Origin of the sequence: Maribacter sp. (assembly GCF_016744255.1) — a bacterium.
Lineage (GTDB): Bacteria > Bacteroidota > Bacteroidia > Flavobacteriales > Flavobacteriaceae > Maribacter_B.
In genome coordinates this window covers 1-17,627 of sequence record NZ_JADGES010000073.1, presented here as the reverse complement: position 1 = coordinate 17,627, position 17,627 = coordinate 1, and the positions used below count along the sequence as shown (strand labels likewise).

Here is a 17,627-nt window from a genome sequence, read left to right as displayed (position 1 = left end):
TTGAGCTTTGCCTGCGATTTTGTTAACTGACCCTGCTCAACTTCTTCAACTAATTGGAGTTTAAATGAGAGCGAGTAATCTTTTTGGGTACGCTTGGTAATGCCAATATTTAATGATGTTTTCATTACACTAAAGTTTTAGTGTATCGCTATTTCAGGACGGGACAACCTAAAAACAAAAGAGGCCGGATTATATAATCTGGCCCCTTTTTATTTCGATAAATAAGTATCTTATTTCTTTTTCTGCGATTCTGCTTGTTCCATCATTTCGCGCATCTTCTTTTGGAATTTATTTTCCTTTTTTGGTTTGGTTTTATTTTCTTGTATTTGTGCGTGTATTTTAGCATCATCTAGAATAAACTTCTTAATAACCAGCATAATACCGATTGTAATAAGGTTAGATACAAAATAATACAAACTTAATCCACTTGCATAGTTGTTAAAGAAAAACAACATCATAAATGGCATTAAATACATGATAAACTTCATATTAGGCATACCTGGTTGCTGAGGCATGTTTTGCCCAGTGGTCATCTGCATATAAAAGAATATTGCAATGGAAGCTAATATTGGAAACAAACTAATATGATCCCCATAGAAAGGAATAGAAAACCCTTCAGGAAATTGATAAATAGTATCAAAAGAAGAAAGGTCATCTGCCCATAAAAATGATTTTTGTCTTAATGCAAATGATGTTGGAAAAAACATAAATAGTGCATAGAATATAGGCATCTGAATAAAGGCTGGTATACAACCGCTCATAGGACTTACCCCTGCCTTATTATACAACTTCATAGTTGCCTGTTGCTTTTTCATAGCATTGTCCTTAAATTTTTCTCCAAGCTCCGTAATTTCTGGTTTTAAAACCTTCATTTTAGCTTGCGATAAATAAGACTTATATGTAACAGGAGACATAGCCAAACGAACTAAAATTGTCATTACAACAATTGCCAATCCATAAGGCAAAAAAGAACTTAAAAGCGAGTAAAATGGGGTAAATACATATCTGTTTATCCAACCAAATATTCCCCAACCAAATGGTATAGAATCTTCTAACCCTAGCTCTTTATATTGTGCTAAAACTTTTGTGTCTGTTGGCCCATAATACCAATTTAAATTTTCTGAAATCTCTCCACCTTCTATATTTAAAGGAACTACAGAAGTATATTCTTTGGTAAATTTATCTGTTTTATTTTCTTCCTCTACTAAATTTATGGAAGTTAAATCCGCCGTTTTAAATTTGTTGTTATTTGCTAAAATAGAACTAAAAAAATGTTGTCTATAGGATAACCATTTAACATCTTCTTCCTTTTCATCATCATCGCCACTTTCCGATAGCTTACTAATCTTCCCATCTTCGTGGTTATAGGTTAACCTAGTATATCTATTTTCATATTGTATACTTTTAGAGTGGCGAATACCTTTTAATTTCCAAGTAAGGTTTACTGGTTGGTTTGTATTAATAACTCCATTTAACCCCTGAGACCTTACTGCAAAATCTACCAAGTAATTTCCTTGCTTCATTTCATAACGATACTCCAGAAACTGATTGGCTGAAACTTTAGCCTTCATGGAGAGTACAGAACTGCCATTATTCTCTGTTAAAGTAGGCTCAAAATATAAATCTTCAGTATTTAAAACTCTATTATCCGATGTAGAAAAGTTTAATCCAAAAGAAGCATTACCATCTTTTACTAAATACACAGGAATAGAATCATAAGTAACAAAGGTTTTCATCTTTGCTTCTATAATTTGCCCTCCTTTATTACTAACCTTTAAATAAACTAAATCATTTTCTATTTCTGTAACACCATTAGAAGGAGCTCTAAAACCAAAAGCACCTATCGTACTTTTATAATTAGCTACTGCAGTAGAATCTTGTAAATTTATTACAGGAGCCTTACGTTCCTCTATTTTAACACTTTCTTGGTTTTTAGAACCTTCTTTTACTTCTAAAAGCTCTTGTTTGGCTTTTTGAGCTTCCAACTCTTCCGGAGTTGGTCTATTTTGGTAAAACATGAAAAGGAGAATTCCAAAAATAAGTACAAAGCCAACAATAGATTTTACATCTAATTTCTTTTCTTCCATAAGGATAACCTAATTATTATTCGGTATTTAATTGACAATACCTAGGAGCAAATATTTGTCCAATTGTAAAATGTATGCCATTGTGGCACTAATTATTCTTTTTTATGACGTAATGCTGCTTTTACAAACCCAACAAACAAAGGGTGCGGATTAGCAACTGTACTTTTATATTCTGGATGGTATTGTACCCCTATAAACCATGGATGATTCGTTAATTCTACAATTTCAACCAAACCTGTTTCTTTATTTATTCCGGAAGCAACCAAACCAGCTTCCTCAAGCTTAGTTTTATAATCGTTATTAAATTCATATCTATGACGGTGTCTCTCAGAGATATCTAATTGATTATCATACATTTTAGAAACCAAACTATTTTCTGCTAAATGACAATCCCACGCACCTAAACGCATAGTACCACCTTTATTTGTTACTGTTTTTTGTTCCTCCATTAAGCTTATTACAGGATTAGATGTATTTTCATCCATCTCTGAAGAGTTAGCATCGGCAAGTTTCAAAACATTTCTAGAGTATTCTATTACGGCCATTTGCATTCCTAAACATATTCCTAAAAATGGAATATTTTGCTCCCTAGCGTATTGTACTGCTTTTATTTTTCCTTCTATTCCTCGTTCTCCAAAACCAGGAGCAACTAAAATACCATCTAACCCTACTAATTTACTCTCGAAATTACTTTTAGTAAGATACTCTGAATGAATAGACTTCACAATTACACGAACTTCATTTACTGCTCCTGCATGAATAAAAGATTCTAATATGGATTTATAAGAATCTTGCAATTCTACATATTTACCAATTAACCCTATGGTAACCTCATTTTGTGGGTTCTTATGTTTTCTTAAAAAATTTTTCCAAATTGTTAAATCTGGCTCCACCGTATCTGGTAATGCTAATCTTTTTAAAGTAACAGTATCTAAACCTTCTTCTTGCATTAAAATTGGCACATCGTAAATAGTAGATGCATCTATAGATTGTATAACCGCTTCTCTTTTAACATTACAAAAGAGGGCTAGTTTATTTTTTATTTCATCAGAAATCTCGTGTTCTGTTCTACAAACTAGGATATCCGCTTTAATACCGCTCTCCATTAAAGTTTTAACAGAGTGCTGCGTTGGCTTTGTCTTTAATTCCCCTGCCGCAGAAAGGTAAGGCACTAATGTTAAGTGAATCACAATCCCATTATCATCACCTAACTCCCATAGTAATTGTCTTACAGCTTCTATGTATGGTAAAGATTCTATATCCCCAACAGTACCTCCTATTTCTGTAATAACAATATCATAATCTCCACTTTTCCCTAAAAGTTGAATTCTATGTTTAATTTCGTTAGTTATATGCGGAACTACTTGCACCGTTTTCCCTAAAAACTCACCCCTTCGTTCTTTATCTATTACACTTTGGTAAATTCTACCAGTAGTAACATTGTTCGCTTGTGACGTTCTTACATTTAAAAAACGTTCGTAATGACCCAAATCTAAATCGGTTTCCGCACCATCTTCTGTAACATAACATTCGCCATGCTCATAAGGGTTCAGAGTACCTGGATCTACATTGATATAAGGATCTAGTTTTTGGATGGTAGTTCTGTAACCACGAGCTTGTAATAATTTAGCAAGCGAAGCTGCAATAATTCCTTTTCCAAGAGAGGATGTAACCCCACCGGTTACAAAAATGTATTTAGTCTGTGACATGAAGCGTTAGGTTGAATTCGTAACGCGAGCAAAAATACAAATTGCTACTAGATATTAAAGATAATCCTTAGGAAAATCTTTCTGTATTTTATGAATAATCGATTCTAGGCCATTCACCTTAATTTCTAACATAGCCTGCAATAAATTACCTAATTTCCCTTCTGGAAATCCTTTTTGTTGAAACCAGATGTAATAAGGTTCAGGTAAATCTACCAAATAACGTCCTTTATATTTTCCAAATGGCATTCTATAATGTGCCATTTCTATAAGTTTCTTTTTATCTGGTTCTATTTTCATTTTCTTATTTAATACTATATCTTTATTCACGTACAAAATACACTTATTATTTATAACTTAATTCTTGCAGATTAAACAAACAACTATAAACCAATAAATTAAGTACATGAAAAGAAGAACATTTATTGGCACATCTGCCGCTGCATCTGTGGGGTTAATTGCCTGTAAAACTGCAAACGGGCAAGATAAAAAGCAAGATATGAGATTTAAACTCAAAAACAATATAAACCATAGTGTTTGTCACTGGTGCTTTGCAGATATTCCTTTAGAGGAATTTTTAAAGACACTAAATGTGCTTGGAGTTATGGCCGTTGACTTAATGGGGCCTAAAGAATGGCCTTTATTAAAAAAATATAATATTCATAGCGCTATGTGTAATGGCGCAGAAATTGGGCTCACAAAAGGGTGGAACAACCCTAAATACCACGATATATTAATTAAAAATTACACCGATATTATTCCTAAAGTTGCCAACGCTGGTTACACCAATCTTATTTGCTTTAGCGGTAATAGAGATGGTATAGACGACCAAACTGGTTTAAAAAATTGTTTGGAAGGATTAAAACAAATAATGCCTTTAGCAGAGAAACATGGGGTTGTTATACAGATGGAGCTTTTTAACCAGATTGACCATCCAGATTATATGTGTGACACTTCTAAATGGGGTATAGAACTTTGCAAAGCTCTAGGTTCTGAAAATTTTAAACTGCTATATGATATTTACCATATGCAAATTCAAGAAGGAGACATTATTCGTTCCATACAAGATAATCACACCTATTTTGGACACTACCATACGGCAGGGGTACCAGGACGGCATGAAATTGATGAAAGTCAAGAATTATACTACCCTGCGATTATGAAAGCCATTTTAGCTACTGGATATAAAGGCCATGTTGCCCAAGAATTTATTCCGGAGAGGGAAGATAAATTAGATTCTCTGAAGCAGGGTTTTTTAATTTGTGATGTATAGCACTTTTAAGCTACAGACATTGTTTATTCAATAAAATATGCCCATACAATAGTTATCGTATGGGCATATTTTTATTCTTTCGTAAATACACTTTATTTTTCTATATCCCCGATAACCTCTTAAGAAATTCTTCTTTTCTTCTTACCGCAACTTCTACATAGGAACCATCTTTCATTAAAGCATAGCCTCCTTTTCCCTTTATATATTTATCGACCATTACCAAATTAATCAAATGAGAATGATGTGTTCTAAAAAAACTATGCAACTCTAAAAGATTTTCAAAATATTTTAGTGTCTTGGCTACTGTTATTTTTTTATTTCCTTTTAGGAATATATGGGTATAACTAGTATCCGATTGACATCGAATTACATTAGATATATCAATAAGAGTTAACCCCTCTACCGTTGGTACTGCTATTTTTTTTTGGTTGCCATTTTTTTTCTCTTCCAAATTATGAAACAATACTTCCATCTTTTTAGAAAGTTCTTTTAAAGATGTTTTTTGTTTTAATTTCTCCACTGCCTTATCAAATTCTTCTTCATCAACTGGCTTCAATAGATAATCCAAAGCCGAAAATTTAAACGCTTCTATTGCATAATTACCATACCCTGTTGTAAAAATAATTTCAAAGTTAATAGCCGAAAGTTGTTTTAATAAATCAAAACCTGTTTGGTCATAAATCTGAACATCTAAGAATATTACATCTGGCAACTCTTCTTCAATACTAACTCTTGCCTCATCCACTGATCTAACAACCTTCACTACCGTGATAACATGGCTATACTTTACAAGAAGTTTTAAAACTCTATCAATACAATGCTGCTCATCATCTACAATAATTGCTTTTAACATAGCATTAAAATCTTAGTTCTAAAGGTAATATTACTTCAACCCTTAAACCAACTTCTTTATCTATCATAGTTACATTACTTTTTGAATTTTTAAGCTCATTCAGAATAGCCAATCTATTTTTTGTAATTTTTACCCCCATTGACGTATGATTAGACAGTCTATTGAGAATCTTTTTTCTCCCTACACCATCATCATCCACACTACAAATAATCATTCCTTCTTGTTTTTGATAACCTATTTTAATATTTCCTTTACCCTTTTTTTTTGCTATTCCATGCCAAATACTATTCTCTATAAATGGCTGTAAAAGAAGAGGAGGTATCATTGTATTTTCAATATCAATATTTTTATCTATATAGAATGCATATTCTATTTTTCCCTTTAACCTTAAAGACTCTATTTCTATATACAATCGCGTTAATTCTAAATCTTCTTCCAAACTTATCCATTTTTTTTCTGAATTTTCAAGGATTGCCCGTACCAGTTTCGAAAACTTAATTAAATATTCATTAGCAGTCTCTAAATCATTCTTAGCCATATAATCTCCAATGGAATTCATTGCATTAAAAATAAAATGAGGATTCATTTGCGACCGTAAAGCCTTTAGTTCTGTTTCCGCAACCTTAGTCTTAAATTCTGCAATACTCTTTTGCTCCATTGCGTCTCTTTTTCTTTTATATAAAAAGTAGCCAATTATTGCTGTCAAAAATACCCCAAATGCAACTAGCAAGAATACATTTTTGATTAGTTTTTCTTTCTCTATTTCCGATTTAGAAAGAACCTCTTTTTGATCATAAATTGCCTTAAGAGAATCTTTTTCTTTTCTATATTTATAAGTTGTTTCTATACGAGCAATTTCCTCTTTCTTCTCTACAGAATAAAAACTGTCTCTCATCACAAATGCCTTGATTTTATTTTTATAAGCATTTTTATATCGCCCAACCTTAGCATTAATATTAGATATTTTTTCCAAAGTTCTAAACTGGGCTTCTATATTTTTCACTTGCTCTGCATATGCCAAAGCTTTTTGATAATGCGACTCCGCCAAAATATAATCTGCATTAATGTTCAAATAACACAATCCTAAATAATTATGTACCTCAATCAAGTTATTGCTATTTTTATACTTCTCATAGATAGTTTTAGTTTGCAGAAAATATGGTAGTGCTTTTTTATATTCTAAACCATCTGCATAAACTCCGCCAATATTCGTAAGTGCATTAGCTACTCCTCTTTCATTACTGTTTTTCTTCATTATTTCGAGAGCAGATTGGAACTGCTCTATAGCTTCCATCTTATTCCCTTGTTCCTTATATATAGAGCCAATATTAGTTAATGTATTAGCCAGGCCTTCTTGAAAATCAACTTCCCCATAAAGCTCTTTGGCCTTTGTATAGTATTCCATCGATTTATCTAACTTATTTAATCTCGTATATAACAAACCAATATTATTACTGATATTGGCATAATTCATATCTCTTGTTAAATTTAGATTTTTATAAATTTCAGATGCTTCTAAATAACTATCTATAGCATCTGGATATGCAGATAAATACATTTGATTAATGCCAATACTATTGAGCATTTTAGCCATTAAAAGACTATCCTTTTCTTTTTTAAAAACTTCATAGGCCTTCTTATTATTCTCAATCGCTTTTATATAATTGGATTGATTAAAATACACCAACCCTTTATTATAAATTAACCCAGCAACAGCCTTAGTATTATTTTCTTGATTATGGATTTCAATAGCTTTATCATATAAAGTAATAGCCAAAGAATCTTCTCCTTTTGCACTATGATTATGCCCTCTATACGTATAGGCTCTTGCTAATTTATCTTGGTCTTTTAACTTTTTCGCTAATAATATCGCAGTCTCCGCTATACGTATACCTTTCTCAGGGTTAATTGCATAATAAGAGTATATCAGTTCATTTAATGCTATTAATTTAACAGAGTCTTGGGGATGATGGTTATTTAAAAAAAGTTCTAACGAATCTATCTTTTTCTGTTGACCCATACTTAAAAAAAAGAATAAAAGGAGAATGGCAGTTAAAAACCTTGCTTTCATAAAATTTGTCTAGTGTAATACAGGGGGAGATTGTTTCTCAAATTTAATAGTTTTCAATCACAACTTATATCAAATATTCCATATTTAATAAAATCCTTTGAGATAAATAGAAACTTAACATCTCATTATCAGACATCAAAAAACAGTTACATCCATTTTTCCTACACTAAACCTACAAACTGATACACTTAACAAACGTGCTTCTGTTTCCAATTACTGGAAGTCTATTTTTGAGTTCATAAACAGAAACTCACGGCACAATGAAAACAAATGCAATAAAATTATTCGTTCTATTTAGCATGTTTTTAAATATTGGATTACTCCATAGTCAAGAAAATACAAATAGCGAAACGAAAGGCATAAAAGAGATAGACAATGCGAATAAAACCATAGAAAACGCAAATACCTCTATTAAAAACACTAACGAATCCGTAAAAAACACCGTAGATAGTTCTAAAGAAACCATTGCAACTATTGGCTCTTTGTTTGGTTCTAATAAAAAGAATAAAAAAAAGGAAGACATGGTAGTAATAACTGTCCAGCAAGTCAATTATGACAATACGCAGTTAAATTCCCTATACCAAAACCTTATTAAAAGCAGAGGGGTTAAAAAACCTATAAAAAAATTCAACAATGGAACTGCATCAATAACCATAAACTATAAAGAAACTGCCGATATGTTATGGCAGAGCATACCCGCAAAAGAACGTGAATCTTTTAAAATGATAGAAATCTCTGACCACAATATTGTTGTTCAATTTTTCGAAGATAATTAACCCGCAATAGAAACCAAAAAAACTATGAAAAAGCCAATTACCATTATTATGTTCATCTCAGCAAGTTTTATTTTCACCAATTGCTCTAAAAAAGACCCTCTTGGAATTTTTGATAGTCTGGAAGCTATAGAATGTGTTAGCAAAATTCAAAAAATTCAAGATGACGATGATTTAACTTGTGAAGAAATAGGAAATAAGTTAAATGAAATTGAAAAATCTTGTAAAGATTATTTAAGCGATGACTCCAAGGCCAATATTGCCTTATTAAGAGCTAATTGCACCAATAGTTAAACCCATAAAAAAATGAAAAATATATTTTGTTTGCTATTCATAACTATAGGTTACTTCGGTTATGCACAAGAATTTAATATTGGCACAAATAACATTAATGTAGGTGTAGGTTTCGGTGGCACTTTCGGGAATTACACCACCTCATCGCAAAACCCTGGATATAGCGTTTCTTTTGAACGAGGTATTTGGGAAGTTCCAGGCCCTGGAGTTGTAAGTTTAGGAGCCTATCTAGGCACTAAAACTTATAAATACGATTACACTTTTGGAAATGATAAATGGAACTATACCATAATTGGTATTCGCGGAGCGTACCATTACAATGGTCTAGAGATTGATCATTTAGATGTATATGCGGGAGCGATGTTTTCTTATAATATTTTATCCTATAACGGAGCAGGGAATTTTGGCAGCAAACCAGGAGCTACTGGATTTGTTGGAGGCAGATGGTATTTTTCGAATACTTTTGCTGCCTTTGCAGAGGCAAGTTACGGTGTAGCTTACTTAACGGTTGGGGCATCTTTACGCTTCTAAATTTTAATGAAGTCTTCGTCTTTACTGTGGATAAAAAACAGACAATGCTACTAGTCATTCTCCTTTTAGATAAAATTTTAAATGAAAAAAATACTAAAGATTATCTTAACTATACTCCTGTTTTCTCCATTACAAAAATGCAGTAAAACAAGTGATTTTGATGAAAAAGAACAGGAACAGGTAGAACAAGACAAAGATTTAGAAAACACTACCAATCTTCCTTTCCAAGTAAAATGGTCTATAAATAGAACCAAAGAGCAGACAAAAAACCCTTTTAAAAGTTTCCTCCATGCATCAGAGATTGGACTTTACTATTATAATTCCGTAGGAAATAAAGGGTTTTGCTCCTTAGACAAAACAAACGGAAAAACCCTATGGAATATAACCGATGAAACTATAGAACCCCCTATTGCTATAAAGAAAATAGGTAATTATTTATGGGCTTTGGCTGCCGATATAAATGACCCTACACTCCTAAAAATAAACCATACTAACGGAAATGTCTTAATTGAAAGAAAATCTGGAGTATTCCCCTCAGGAAAATCTAACAACTCTTGGTTTGGTTTAAGAAAACAATCTACATCTTTATACAAAATAGACCTGAAGACTGGAAATGATATAAAAATATGCGATCAATATAGGATTGACATTATTAGAAACTTCCTCATTAAAGACGAGAAGTTATTAGTAATGGATGTTCGAAAAAACTCTAGAAGTATACTATCTATAGACCCCAATTCATGCAATCTCTTCTGGGAGGTCGAAGAAAACGACATAGAAAATTATGGGCACCTTAATTATTATTCGTTCGCTGTAGACATAGGATCTAAAATTTTAAGTGTTAGCATAGAGTATTTTATAACTCGTTCTCCCAATACGGGTCAGGCAGAATATAAGTATCCCGCGAATAATACTGTTGAGATAACGCAGTTCTTGCACAAAGAGAGTAAAAACTTGTTTCTATTTCATGACAAAATAACGGGAAAAGTCTTTGCTTTTGACTGGGTTTCTAAGACTATGATTTGGGAATCACAAGTGCAAAATAGAGATATAGGCCAACTATTTTTAGTAAAGGAAAGATTATTTCTGTACGACAAGAAAAACAGTATATACGAACTCAATTTAGAAAATGGGCATACAGTTTCTGAGATTAAAACAAAAAAACTTCTTCCTTTCGAAACAGCTACTATATCTTATTCTGTAAACAGACTCGAAGACTTTTTTGGGGAGGAATATTTTAAAATCTCTGACGATGAGATTTACTACACTACTGAAAAAAGTACTATTATTTCTGCCAGACTACAATGATGTTAGTGTAACATTTTATGAATTTTAATTTCCCAGAGATTCTGTTTTTCTTTATCTCTTGAAAAATTAGTTTCAGAATCGTATTTATTTTGAAATATATTCAGTTCCTCTACCACTTCTTTATATATTTTATGAACCTCAGCTTTTATATTTTTAGAATACTCACGAGCGTTAAGTCTGTCTTTTAATTTTCGTGCATAAAGTTCCGATATATCAAAATGCAACTGCTCATGCCCTAAAATTACAGAATCGCATAAAGAAGGTTGGTACCAAGATTTTTGGGGATAAAAATAAGTGCTTACTCTAAAATCAACCTCCATCTTACCGCCTACTTGACTAGCTGAGTATCTATACGTTATTCCACTTGCGGTTGTCGCAGCAGCTCTATCTTTTAAAGGCGGTTTTCCTTTAAAATCTTCCCAAGTTAATTTGCTACCCTCTTGCCAAATAATAGTATCGTATTCCTGAGCATTTATAGAACTAATACTCCATACAACTACAAGTATGTATTTTATAATACTCAATTAAAAGTTCTGTTTTTTTTGCAATATATGGATGTAAACACCTAGCCTAAAGCATTGTTCTCTATTGTCGCATCGGGAATAAAAGTGTCCTCTGAACGCAAATGCACGCAACTGACCCTAAGAGAACCCGTACGTAACCTTTGAGCCATAGTATTATTCTATTTGCTTAATTCTCATTTCATCTAAAGACATAATATATGTAGCATTATTCTGATAACCAGACGTTTGCTCTTTTACATAATTAAACCTATTCCCATTATACTCCGTAAGACCAATGGAACTACTCGCTTCTATTAAATTATTCTTATATGCTAATTTTAATAATAGATCATAAGTTACATCGAACCCACGAACAGCGTAACGATCAGGAGCGTCTCCAAATCTTTTTTCATATCTTCTTACAAAAGAATTTTTAGAAACCTCTCTATAAGCCGATGGGTAAGTAAATTTTAATTTAGATAAATGCGAACTGGAAATAACATCATTATCAAAAGCATTATTTCTATTTGTAGTAAACATTTTCACCACCCTATCCTCTGTATTAGATGAGTTTAATATAGAACAAACACTAGATATTATTTTAAAATTACCTGTTTCTAAAAACACCCAATTTTCTACTTCATCAGAAAATAAAGCCGTTAATCTATCTAAGTTAACCGAGACATTTTTCTTTTCCTCTGTTACCTTCATCACTTTAGCTTTTGGAAATTTCTTTTGTATTTCCTCTTCTACTTTTTTATTTTTTTCGTCTGCTATTATAATAATATTTTGGTCCGTAATTTTTCCTTCTATATAAGTAAGCATACGCTCTCTTAATACAGACTCCGATGGATAGGAATAAAAAACATTTGACTCCGCTATTTTATTTTTTACTGGCACTGGAGCAATTACAGGTATATTATTTCGGGATGCCTGCTTAGCCACCTCTTTTAAAGAAGCCCCATCTAAAGGACCTATAATAGCATTATAAGAAGCCAAATTTTCCCCAACCAAAATTTCTTTGGTTTTTTGAAGGTCTAATTGATTGTCCAAAGTTCTTACATCCACAGATATCCCTAATTTTTTTACAGAATCTAAAGCAATTAGTGCTCCTGAATATAACCCCAAACTATATTTTAAATCTTTTCTAGAATTAATTTTCTTTGCTACTTCTTCTGAGTTTGATAAATTTAATCTATCTAACCTAAATGGTAATAGGAATAATATCTTAGATTTAGAACCAATAGAAATACTATCTAATAAATTAATTTTATCTAATACTAAAGAGTTTCTTACTTCAAAATCTCCTGTTTGAGCTTTTGGTAATTTTAAAATCATGCCTGCTTTTAAACCATCTTTCATTTTCGGGTTTAATTGCACCAATTCTCTATAACTTAATCCTAACTTACGGGTTAATGAATATTCGGTTTGTTTAGGTTTAACTTCATAGAAAATATAATTCTCTGTATTCACGGCACCTATGGCTGCCTTTTTTTCTGGAATACGAAGAATCATTCCTTCTTTTAAGCCTCCACGCTCTTTTATTTCAGGATTTAAGTCTATTAATTCCTCGGCTGTATAACCAAACTTCTTCTTTAAACTATAAAAAGTCTGACCAGCAGGAACCGTGTAAGATTTATACAACTGTACTTCTTGTTGAGAAACAGAACTACCTGCTAATTTTGGAAGTTTTAACACACTTCCTTCTGACAAATTATTGGCATCTTTAGAAAGTTCCGGATTCAGCTCTAATAAGTGATCTATAGTTATGCCATATCTATGCGCAATGCTCCAACGTGTTTCTTTAGCAGTAACCGTATAATTATCATACTCCTCGGAAATAACTTGAATTTCTTCTGGTTTTACCCTCTTGTATTTAGGTATACGTAAAACCATCTTCTTTCTTAAAGTAGAAGCATACAACTCTGGATTATACTTTTTAATATCTTCCTCTGTAATACGAAATCTTTTTGCTATACTATACAAAGTCTCTCTCTTCTTTACTTTATACGAAGTAAAACCCGTTGGCTTCTCTTGAACCGGAACATCATCTCTCTCTACTTTCTTATCAACCGTAGATTTTACATTTGCAGAAGCTTGTTTTGCATCTAAAGGAATAACGAGAATGGTACTAGCCTTTAAAGACATGTTTTTCTTCACCTCTTTATTATAAGTTAAAATATCATCCGTTGACACCTTATACTCTTTTGCTATACCCTCTAACGTTTCTCCCCTTTTTACTGCATGTGTAGTAAATTTTTGAGCTACAGCTTTACAACTAATCAACACAAAAAGGAAAATCCAAAAAACTTTTTTCATACCTAAACTCATATTATTCCCATTCTATAGTTGCAGGTGGCTTAGAACTAATATCATATACCACTCTATTTACACCTCTTACTTTATTTATTATATCGTTCGATGTTTTCTGCAAAAACTCATAAGGTAAATTTACCCAATCAGCCGTCATTCCATCTGTACTTTCCACTGCTCGTAAAGCTACACATTTTTCATAGGTTCTTTCATCCCCCATTACGCCTACACTATTTACGGGTAAAAGCATGGCTCCGGCCTGCCAAACTTTATCATACAATCCCCATTCTTTTAAACCGTTTATAAATACCGCATCTACTTCTTGTAAAATAGCTACTTTCTCCCGAGTTATATCTCCTAAGATACGAATAGCTAATCCTGGTCCAGGAAAAGGATGTCTTCCTAATCTTTCATCATCTATACCCATACTAGCTCCTACTCTACGAACCTCATCTTTAAACAACATTCTTAAAGGCTCTACCACATCTAACTTCATATAATCTGGTAAACCACCTACATTATGGTGACTCTTAATAGTTGCTGATGGACCACCTGTTGCCGAAACAGATTCTATAACATCTGGGTAAATAGTACCTTGAGCTAACCATTTTGCATCTTCTATTAAATGCGATTCATCATCAAAGACCTCTATAAACACTCTTCCGATAATTTTTCTTTTCTTTTCTGGGTCACTCTCTCCTGCTAGTTCATCCAAAAAGCGTGCCGAAGCATTTACTCCTTTTACATTAAGCCCCATTCCTTCATATTGCTTTAGAACATCTTCGAACTCATTCTTACGTAAAAGCCCATTATCGACAAAAATACAATGTAGATGTTTCCCTATAGCTTTATGTAAAAGAACAGCAGCCACCGTAGAATCTACCCCACCTGAAAGGCCTAATATAACTTTATCATCCCCTATTTTTTTCTTAAGCTCCGCAACTGTAGTATCTACGAAAGCATCTGGAGTCCAAGTTTGTGCTAAACCAGCAATTTTTACTAAGAAGTTTTCTAATAATTGCTTTCCGTCTTTAGAATGATATACTTCTGGATGAAACTGAATTGCATAAGTATCTTCCCCTTCTATTTTATAAGCTGCATTTTCCACATCATTGGTGCTAGCCAATTTCTTAGCATTTGTAGGCAACTCTTTAATAGTATCACTATGACTCATCCATACTTGACTTCCTTCTGAAATATTTTCGAAGAAAACCTCACCTTCTTCTACAAAAGACAAATTGGCTCTACCATACTCCCTTGTATTTGATGGCGCAACGTTACCACCTCCAAAATGTGCTAAATATTGTGCACCGTAACATACTGCCAATAAAGGTTTTTTTCCTCTAATCTGAGACAAATCTGGATGTGGAGCATCTTCCCCTCTTACAGAAAAAGGAGAACCCGAAAGAACCACTGCTTTATACTCAGAAAGGTCTTCTGGTAGTTTATTGTAAGGCTTAATTTCACAGAAAATATTTAATTCTCTAACTCTTCTAGCGATAAGTTGTGTGTACTGAGAACCAAAATCTAATATTAGGACGTTATTTTGCATGCGCAAAAATAGCAATTTGAAAATTTTAAGAAAGCATCTAAAGCAGATATTTACACAACAATATTAAAACTTATAAACAGATCAAGCTTTAATTAAAAATTCACCTTGATGTTGTAATCTAAAATAAAGACATAAAAAAGCTTAGGAACCACCCTAAGCTTTACATCGAAATTAAAACCAAACTAAACATATAAAGCCTTAAAAGACCTTATACAAAATCCTTTTCACAGCTATTTCATATTCATATACAAACAATTAACCTAGCAAAAACCCTACTTACCAATAAATTCATTATCTTTAAGTAAATTATTTTAATCCTATGACAAATCCTTATTTACAAGAGATTAAGTCCGAATTAAAATTAGCGCTTACCGAAAGAAACCACCCCCTAAAATTTTGTGTACTTAGCTCCATTGATTCTGACAATACACCGCATACACGAATTATTGGAGTCCGAAAGGTCACCAACGATTTAAAACTTACTTTATACACCGACGAACGATCGAATAAAGTATCTCAAATCAAAGAAAATCCTAATGTGAGTTTACTTTTTTATGACCCCAATAAAAAAATGCAAATTAAAATTGAGGGGATAGCATCTATTATAAACGATCAAAACCTACTTAAAGAAAAATGGCTAAAAATTAGCCCTGAAGAAAAAAAAGATTACAGCACAGTAGATGCTCCAGGAGCTAAAATGGACAATCCTACTGATTTAACTTTTTTAAAAAAGAAAAATTATTTTTGCATTATAGAAATTGAAACTAAAAGTTTAGAGTATTTAAAACTTAGAAAAGAAAATCATTTTAAAGTTTTTTTTAGTAGAGATATTAATGGCTGGGTTAGTGAGTTTCTTGTTCCATAAAATTATTCCATTGTTTTTAATATAGCTCGTATATCTTCTTCCGTAGTATCTGGATTTATAAAACAAAAACGAGAAACCGTTTCGAAAGCACCCCCCACTTTCCATTTTGTTGGAGTCACCAAGGCAAAACCATCTCTATGGTTTTTATAGGTCCAATCTCGATAGTCTGTTGGTGTCCATCCTTTTCTCCTAAATAAAACACAGGATAGACTTGGCTCCCTAACCAATTCTACTACTGGGTTTTCTTTTATTATTTCACCTGCTAAATTTGCCAATGCAATTCCTTCCTCAACAGCCGATTTATATCTATCCGTACCATGCATTGCTAAAGAGAACCACAAAGGCAATCCTCTTACTCGTCTAGTTAGCTGAATTTGGTATTCCGAAGGATTAAACCCATGAGCTCCTTCGTCTTTAAAAATATCTAAATAACTTCCTTCTTGCGAATGGGCTTCTTTTGCCAGTTCTGGATTTTTATAAATAACAGCACCGCAATCATACGGTGAGAATAACCATTTATGAGGATCTATAGTAATACTATCTGCATTTTCTATTCCATCGAATAAATGGCGCACAGAGTCCGCAGCTAAAGCCCCTCCGCCATACGCAGCATCTACATGAAACCACAGGTTTTCTTTTGCACATATTTCCGAAATACCTTTTAAGTCATCAATAATTCCGGCATTTGTTGTTCCACCTGTAGCAACTACAGAGAACAATCTTTTTCGTTGGTAAGAATCTAACGCATCTATAGTTTTTTGCAAATCCGCTTTAGACATTAAATCTTCTGTAGGTACCAATACAACATCAGCATCTATTACTTTAGCCATGGCTTTAATAGAGGAGTGAGCCCCTATAGAAGTAATTATTAGTCCTTTTTTATTTACGTTTTCTGGGTTTTTACGCCAATTTTCTCTTGCGGCCACCATAGCGGATAGATTCGCTGCAGTTCCCCCACTAGTAAAAACTCCAAAAGCTTTTTCTGGTAATCCTGTTAAAGAAACCAGCCATTTCATAGCCTCATTCTCCGCAAAAATACCTCCTGCCCCTTCCATCCAATAAGCGCCATGAATACTAGATGCCGATGTAACCAAATCGAACATAATTGCAGCTCTTGTAGGTGCCGCTGGAACAAAAGCCAAATGTCTCGGATGATCAATCGGAACCGTTGCTTTTATCAACACTTCTTTAAATATATTAAATGCATTTTCACCACCTATTCCTTCTGCTGTAATTGTTTCTCCTACTAGAGCTCTTAACTCTTCTTCTTTTTTAGGTTTCCCAAGTTCTGGGTCGGTTTTAGTTATTCTATTTATAGCATATTTAACAACATCCAATGTCATTTCTACTAAGCCTATATCAATATTATGCATCTAAGTCTATTTATATACCCAAAGTTAATGTATTGGCTAGACCATTCCATGGGCAAACAAAGAAATTTCCACACATTATTTAATCTAAGAAAAAACTTAAGTTCTCTTTTTCCTTTCCAAAGCCC

Annotated in this window: 15 protein-coding genes; 6 read left to right on the top strand and 9 right to left on the bottom strand. The window is 32.8% G+C overall.

Annotated features, from left to right (window positions below; all coding sequences use genetic code 11):
• Nucleotides 1-230 precede the first annotated feature (230 nt).
• The 3 genes from yidC to QZZ51_RS12115 form a co-directional block, all read right to left on the bottom strand.
• Nucleotides 231-2,087 carry a membrane protein insertase YidC gene (gene yidC / locus QZZ51_RS12125; protein ID WP_291870002.1) on the bottom strand — a complete coding sequence of 619 codons (1,857 nt, stop codon included), beginning with the start codon at nucleotides 2,085-2,087 and terminating at the stop codon, nucleotides 231-233.
• Nucleotides 2,088-2,179: 92 nt separating this feature from the next.
• On the bottom strand, nucleotides 2,180-3,796 hold the full coding sequence (locus tag QZZ51_RS12120; protein WP_291870000.1) for a CTP synthase: 1,617 nt from the start codon (nucleotides 3,794-3,796) through the stop codon (nucleotides 2,180-2,182).
• A gap of 54 nt (nucleotides 3,797-3,850) precedes the next feature.
• Nucleotides 3,851-4,093 (bottom strand): DUF3820 family protein, encoded by a 243-nt coding sequence (locus tag QZZ51_RS12115; RefSeq protein WP_291869999.1) that lies wholly within the window; start codon nucleotides 4,091-4,093, stop codon nucleotides 3,851-3,853.
• Between the two features lie 106 nt (nucleotides 4,094-4,199).
• On the opposite strand from QZZ51_RS12115, the gene QZZ51_RS12110 reads away from it, so the two are divergent.
• Nucleotides 4,200-5,066, top strand: coding sequence for a TIM barrel protein (locus QZZ51_RS12110; RefSeq protein WP_291869997.1), 867 nt, complete (start codon nucleotides 4,200-4,202; stop codon nucleotides 5,064-5,066).
• Nucleotides 5,067-5,166: 100 nt separating this feature from the next.
• Here QZZ51_RS12110 and QZZ51_RS12105 read toward each other — a convergent pair whose 3' ends face one another.
• Both QZZ51_RS12105 and QZZ51_RS12100 read right to left on the bottom strand, forming a co-directional pair.
• Nucleotides 5,167-5,919, bottom strand: a complete 753-nt coding sequence (locus QZZ51_RS12105) for a LytTR family DNA-binding domain-containing protein (RefSeq protein WP_291869995.1) — start codon at nucleotides 5,917-5,919, stop codon at nucleotides 5,167-5,169.
• 4 nt (nucleotides 5,920-5,923) lie between these two features.
• Entirely contained in the window at nucleotides 5,924-7,990 is a 2,067-nt protein-coding gene (locus tag QZZ51_RS12100; RefSeq protein ID WP_291869993.1) for a tetratricopeptide repeat protein, read from the bottom strand.
• 260 nt (nucleotides 7,991-8,250) lie between these two features.
• On the opposite strand from QZZ51_RS12100, the gene QZZ51_RS12095 reads away from it, so the two are divergent.
• The 4 genes from QZZ51_RS12095 (at nucleotide 8,251) to QZZ51_RS12080 (ending at nucleotide 10,896) form a co-directional block, all read left to right on the top strand.
• Nucleotides 8,251-8,766, top strand: a complete 516-nt coding sequence (locus QZZ51_RS12095) for a hypothetical protein (protein ID WP_291869991.1) — start codon at nucleotides 8,251-8,253, stop codon at nucleotides 8,764-8,766.
• 24 nt (nucleotides 8,767-8,790) lie between these two features.
• Nucleotides 8,791-9,057 carry a hypothetical protein gene (locus QZZ51_RS12090; RefSeq protein WP_291869989.1) on the top strand — a complete coding sequence of 89 codons (267 nt, stop codon included), beginning with the start codon at nucleotides 8,791-8,793 and terminating at the stop codon, nucleotides 9,055-9,057.
• A 12-nt stretch (nucleotides 9,058-9,069) separates the two neighbouring features.
• Nucleotides 9,070-9,588, top strand: a complete 519-nt coding sequence (locus QZZ51_RS12085) for a hypothetical protein (protein WP_291869987.1) — start codon at nucleotides 9,070-9,072, stop codon at nucleotides 9,586-9,588.
• Nucleotides 9,589-9,669: 81 nt separating this feature from the next.
• Nucleotides 9,670-10,896, top strand: coding sequence for a hypothetical protein (locus QZZ51_RS12080; protein ID WP_291869984.1), 1,227 nt, complete (start codon nucleotides 9,670-9,672; stop codon nucleotides 10,894-10,896).
• A 2-nt stretch (nucleotides 10,897-10,898) separates the two neighbouring features.
• Here the strand turns inward: QZZ51_RS12080 and QZZ51_RS12075 are convergent, their stop codons facing one another.
• The 3 genes from QZZ51_RS12075 to guaA all read right to left on the bottom strand — a co-directional run bounded on the left by QZZ51_RS12075 (nucleotide 10,899) and on the right by guaA (nucleotide 15,264).
• Nucleotides 10,899-11,420 (bottom strand): DUF922 domain-containing protein, encoded by a 522-nt coding sequence (locus QZZ51_RS12075; RefSeq protein WP_291869982.1) that lies wholly within the window; start codon nucleotides 11,418-11,420, stop codon nucleotides 10,899-10,901.
• Nucleotides 11,421-11,573: 153 nt separating this feature from the next.
• Nucleotides 11,574-13,718, bottom strand: a complete 2,145-nt coding sequence (locus QZZ51_RS12070; protein ID WP_291869980.1) for a LysM peptidoglycan-binding domain-containing protein — start codon at nucleotides 13,716-13,718, stop codon at nucleotides 11,574-11,576.
• Nucleotides 13,719-13,731: 13 nt separating this feature from the next.
• Nucleotides 13,732-15,264, bottom strand: a complete 1,533-nt coding sequence (gene guaA, locus QZZ51_RS12065; protein WP_291869978.1) for a glutamine-hydrolyzing GMP synthase — start codon at nucleotides 15,262-15,264, stop codon at nucleotides 13,732-13,734.
• 319 nt (nucleotides 15,265-15,583) lie between these two features.
• On the opposite strand from guaA, the gene QZZ51_RS12060 reads away from it, so the two are divergent.
• The gene (locus QZZ51_RS12060; protein ID WP_291869977.1) at nucleotides 15,584-16,129 is read left to right on the top strand and encodes a pyridoxamine 5'-phosphate oxidase family protein; all 546 of its coding nucleotides are present in this window, start codon (nucleotides 15,584-15,586) and stop codon (nucleotides 16,127-16,129) included.
• 2 nt (nucleotides 16,130-16,131) lie between these two features.
• Here the strand turns inward: QZZ51_RS12060 and QZZ51_RS12055 are convergent, their stop codons facing one another.
• Nucleotides 16,132-17,502, bottom strand: a complete 1,371-nt coding sequence (locus QZZ51_RS12055; protein WP_291869974.1) for an aminotransferase class V-fold PLP-dependent enzyme — start codon at nucleotides 17,500-17,502, stop codon at nucleotides 16,132-16,134.
• Nucleotides 17,503-17,627 lie beyond the last annotated feature (125 nt).

Excerpts from the sequence above, each read along its gene's own strand:
- QZZ51_RS12090 (WP_291869989.1), top strand. The coding sequence starts at position 8,791 with ATGAAAAAGCCAATTACCATTATTATGTTCATCTCAGCAAGTTTTATT.
- QZZ51_RS12105 (WP_291869995.1), bottom strand. The coding sequence starts at position 5,919 with ATGTTAAAAGCAATTATTGTAGATGATGAGCAGCATTGTATTGATAGA.
- QZZ51_RS12055 (WP_291869974.1), bottom strand. The coding sequence starts at position 17,502 with ATGCATAATATTGATATAGGCTTAGTAGAAATGACATTGGATGTTGTT.
- QZZ51_RS12115 (WP_291869999.1), bottom strand. The coding sequence starts at position 4,093 with ATGAAAATAGAACCAGATAAAAAGAAACTTATAGAAATGGCACATTAT.
- yidC (WP_291870002.1), bottom strand. The coding sequence starts at position 2,087 with ATGGAAGAAAAGAAATTAGATGTAAAATCTATTGTTGGCTTTGTACTT.
- QZZ51_RS12080 (WP_291869984.1), top strand. The coding sequence starts at position 9,670 with ATGAAAAAAATACTAAAGATTATCTTAACTATACTCCTGTTTTCTCCA.
- QZZ51_RS12070 (WP_291869980.1), bottom strand. The coding sequence starts at position 13,718 with ATGAAAAAAGTTTTTTGGATTTTCCTTTTTGTGTTGATTAGTTGTAAA.
- QZZ51_RS12085 (WP_291869987.1), top strand. The coding sequence starts at position 9,070 with ATGAAAAATATATTTTGTTTGCTATTCATAACTATAGGTTACTTCGGT.
- QZZ51_RS12060 (WP_291869977.1), top strand. The coding sequence starts at position 15,584 with ATGACAAATCCTTATTTACAAGAGATTAAGTCCGAATTAAAATTAGCG.
- QZZ51_RS12110 (WP_291869997.1), top strand. The coding sequence starts at position 4,200 with ATGAAAAGAAGAACATTTATTGGCACATCTGCCGCTGCATCTGTGGGG.
- QZZ51_RS12100 (WP_291869993.1), bottom strand. The coding sequence starts at position 7,990 with ATGAAAGCAAGGTTTTTAACTGCCATTCTCCTTTTATTCTTTTTTTTA.
- QZZ51_RS12095 (WP_291869991.1), top strand. The coding sequence starts at position 8,251 with ATGAAAACAAATGCAATAAAATTATTCGTTCTATTTAGCATGTTTTTA.
- guaA (WP_291869978.1), bottom strand. The coding sequence starts at position 15,264 with ATGCAAAATAACGTCCTAATATTAGATTTTGGTTCTCAGTACACACAA.
- QZZ51_RS12120 (WP_291870000.1), bottom strand. The coding sequence starts at position 3,796 with ATGTCACAGACTAAATACATTTTTGTAACCGGTGGGGTTACATCCTCT.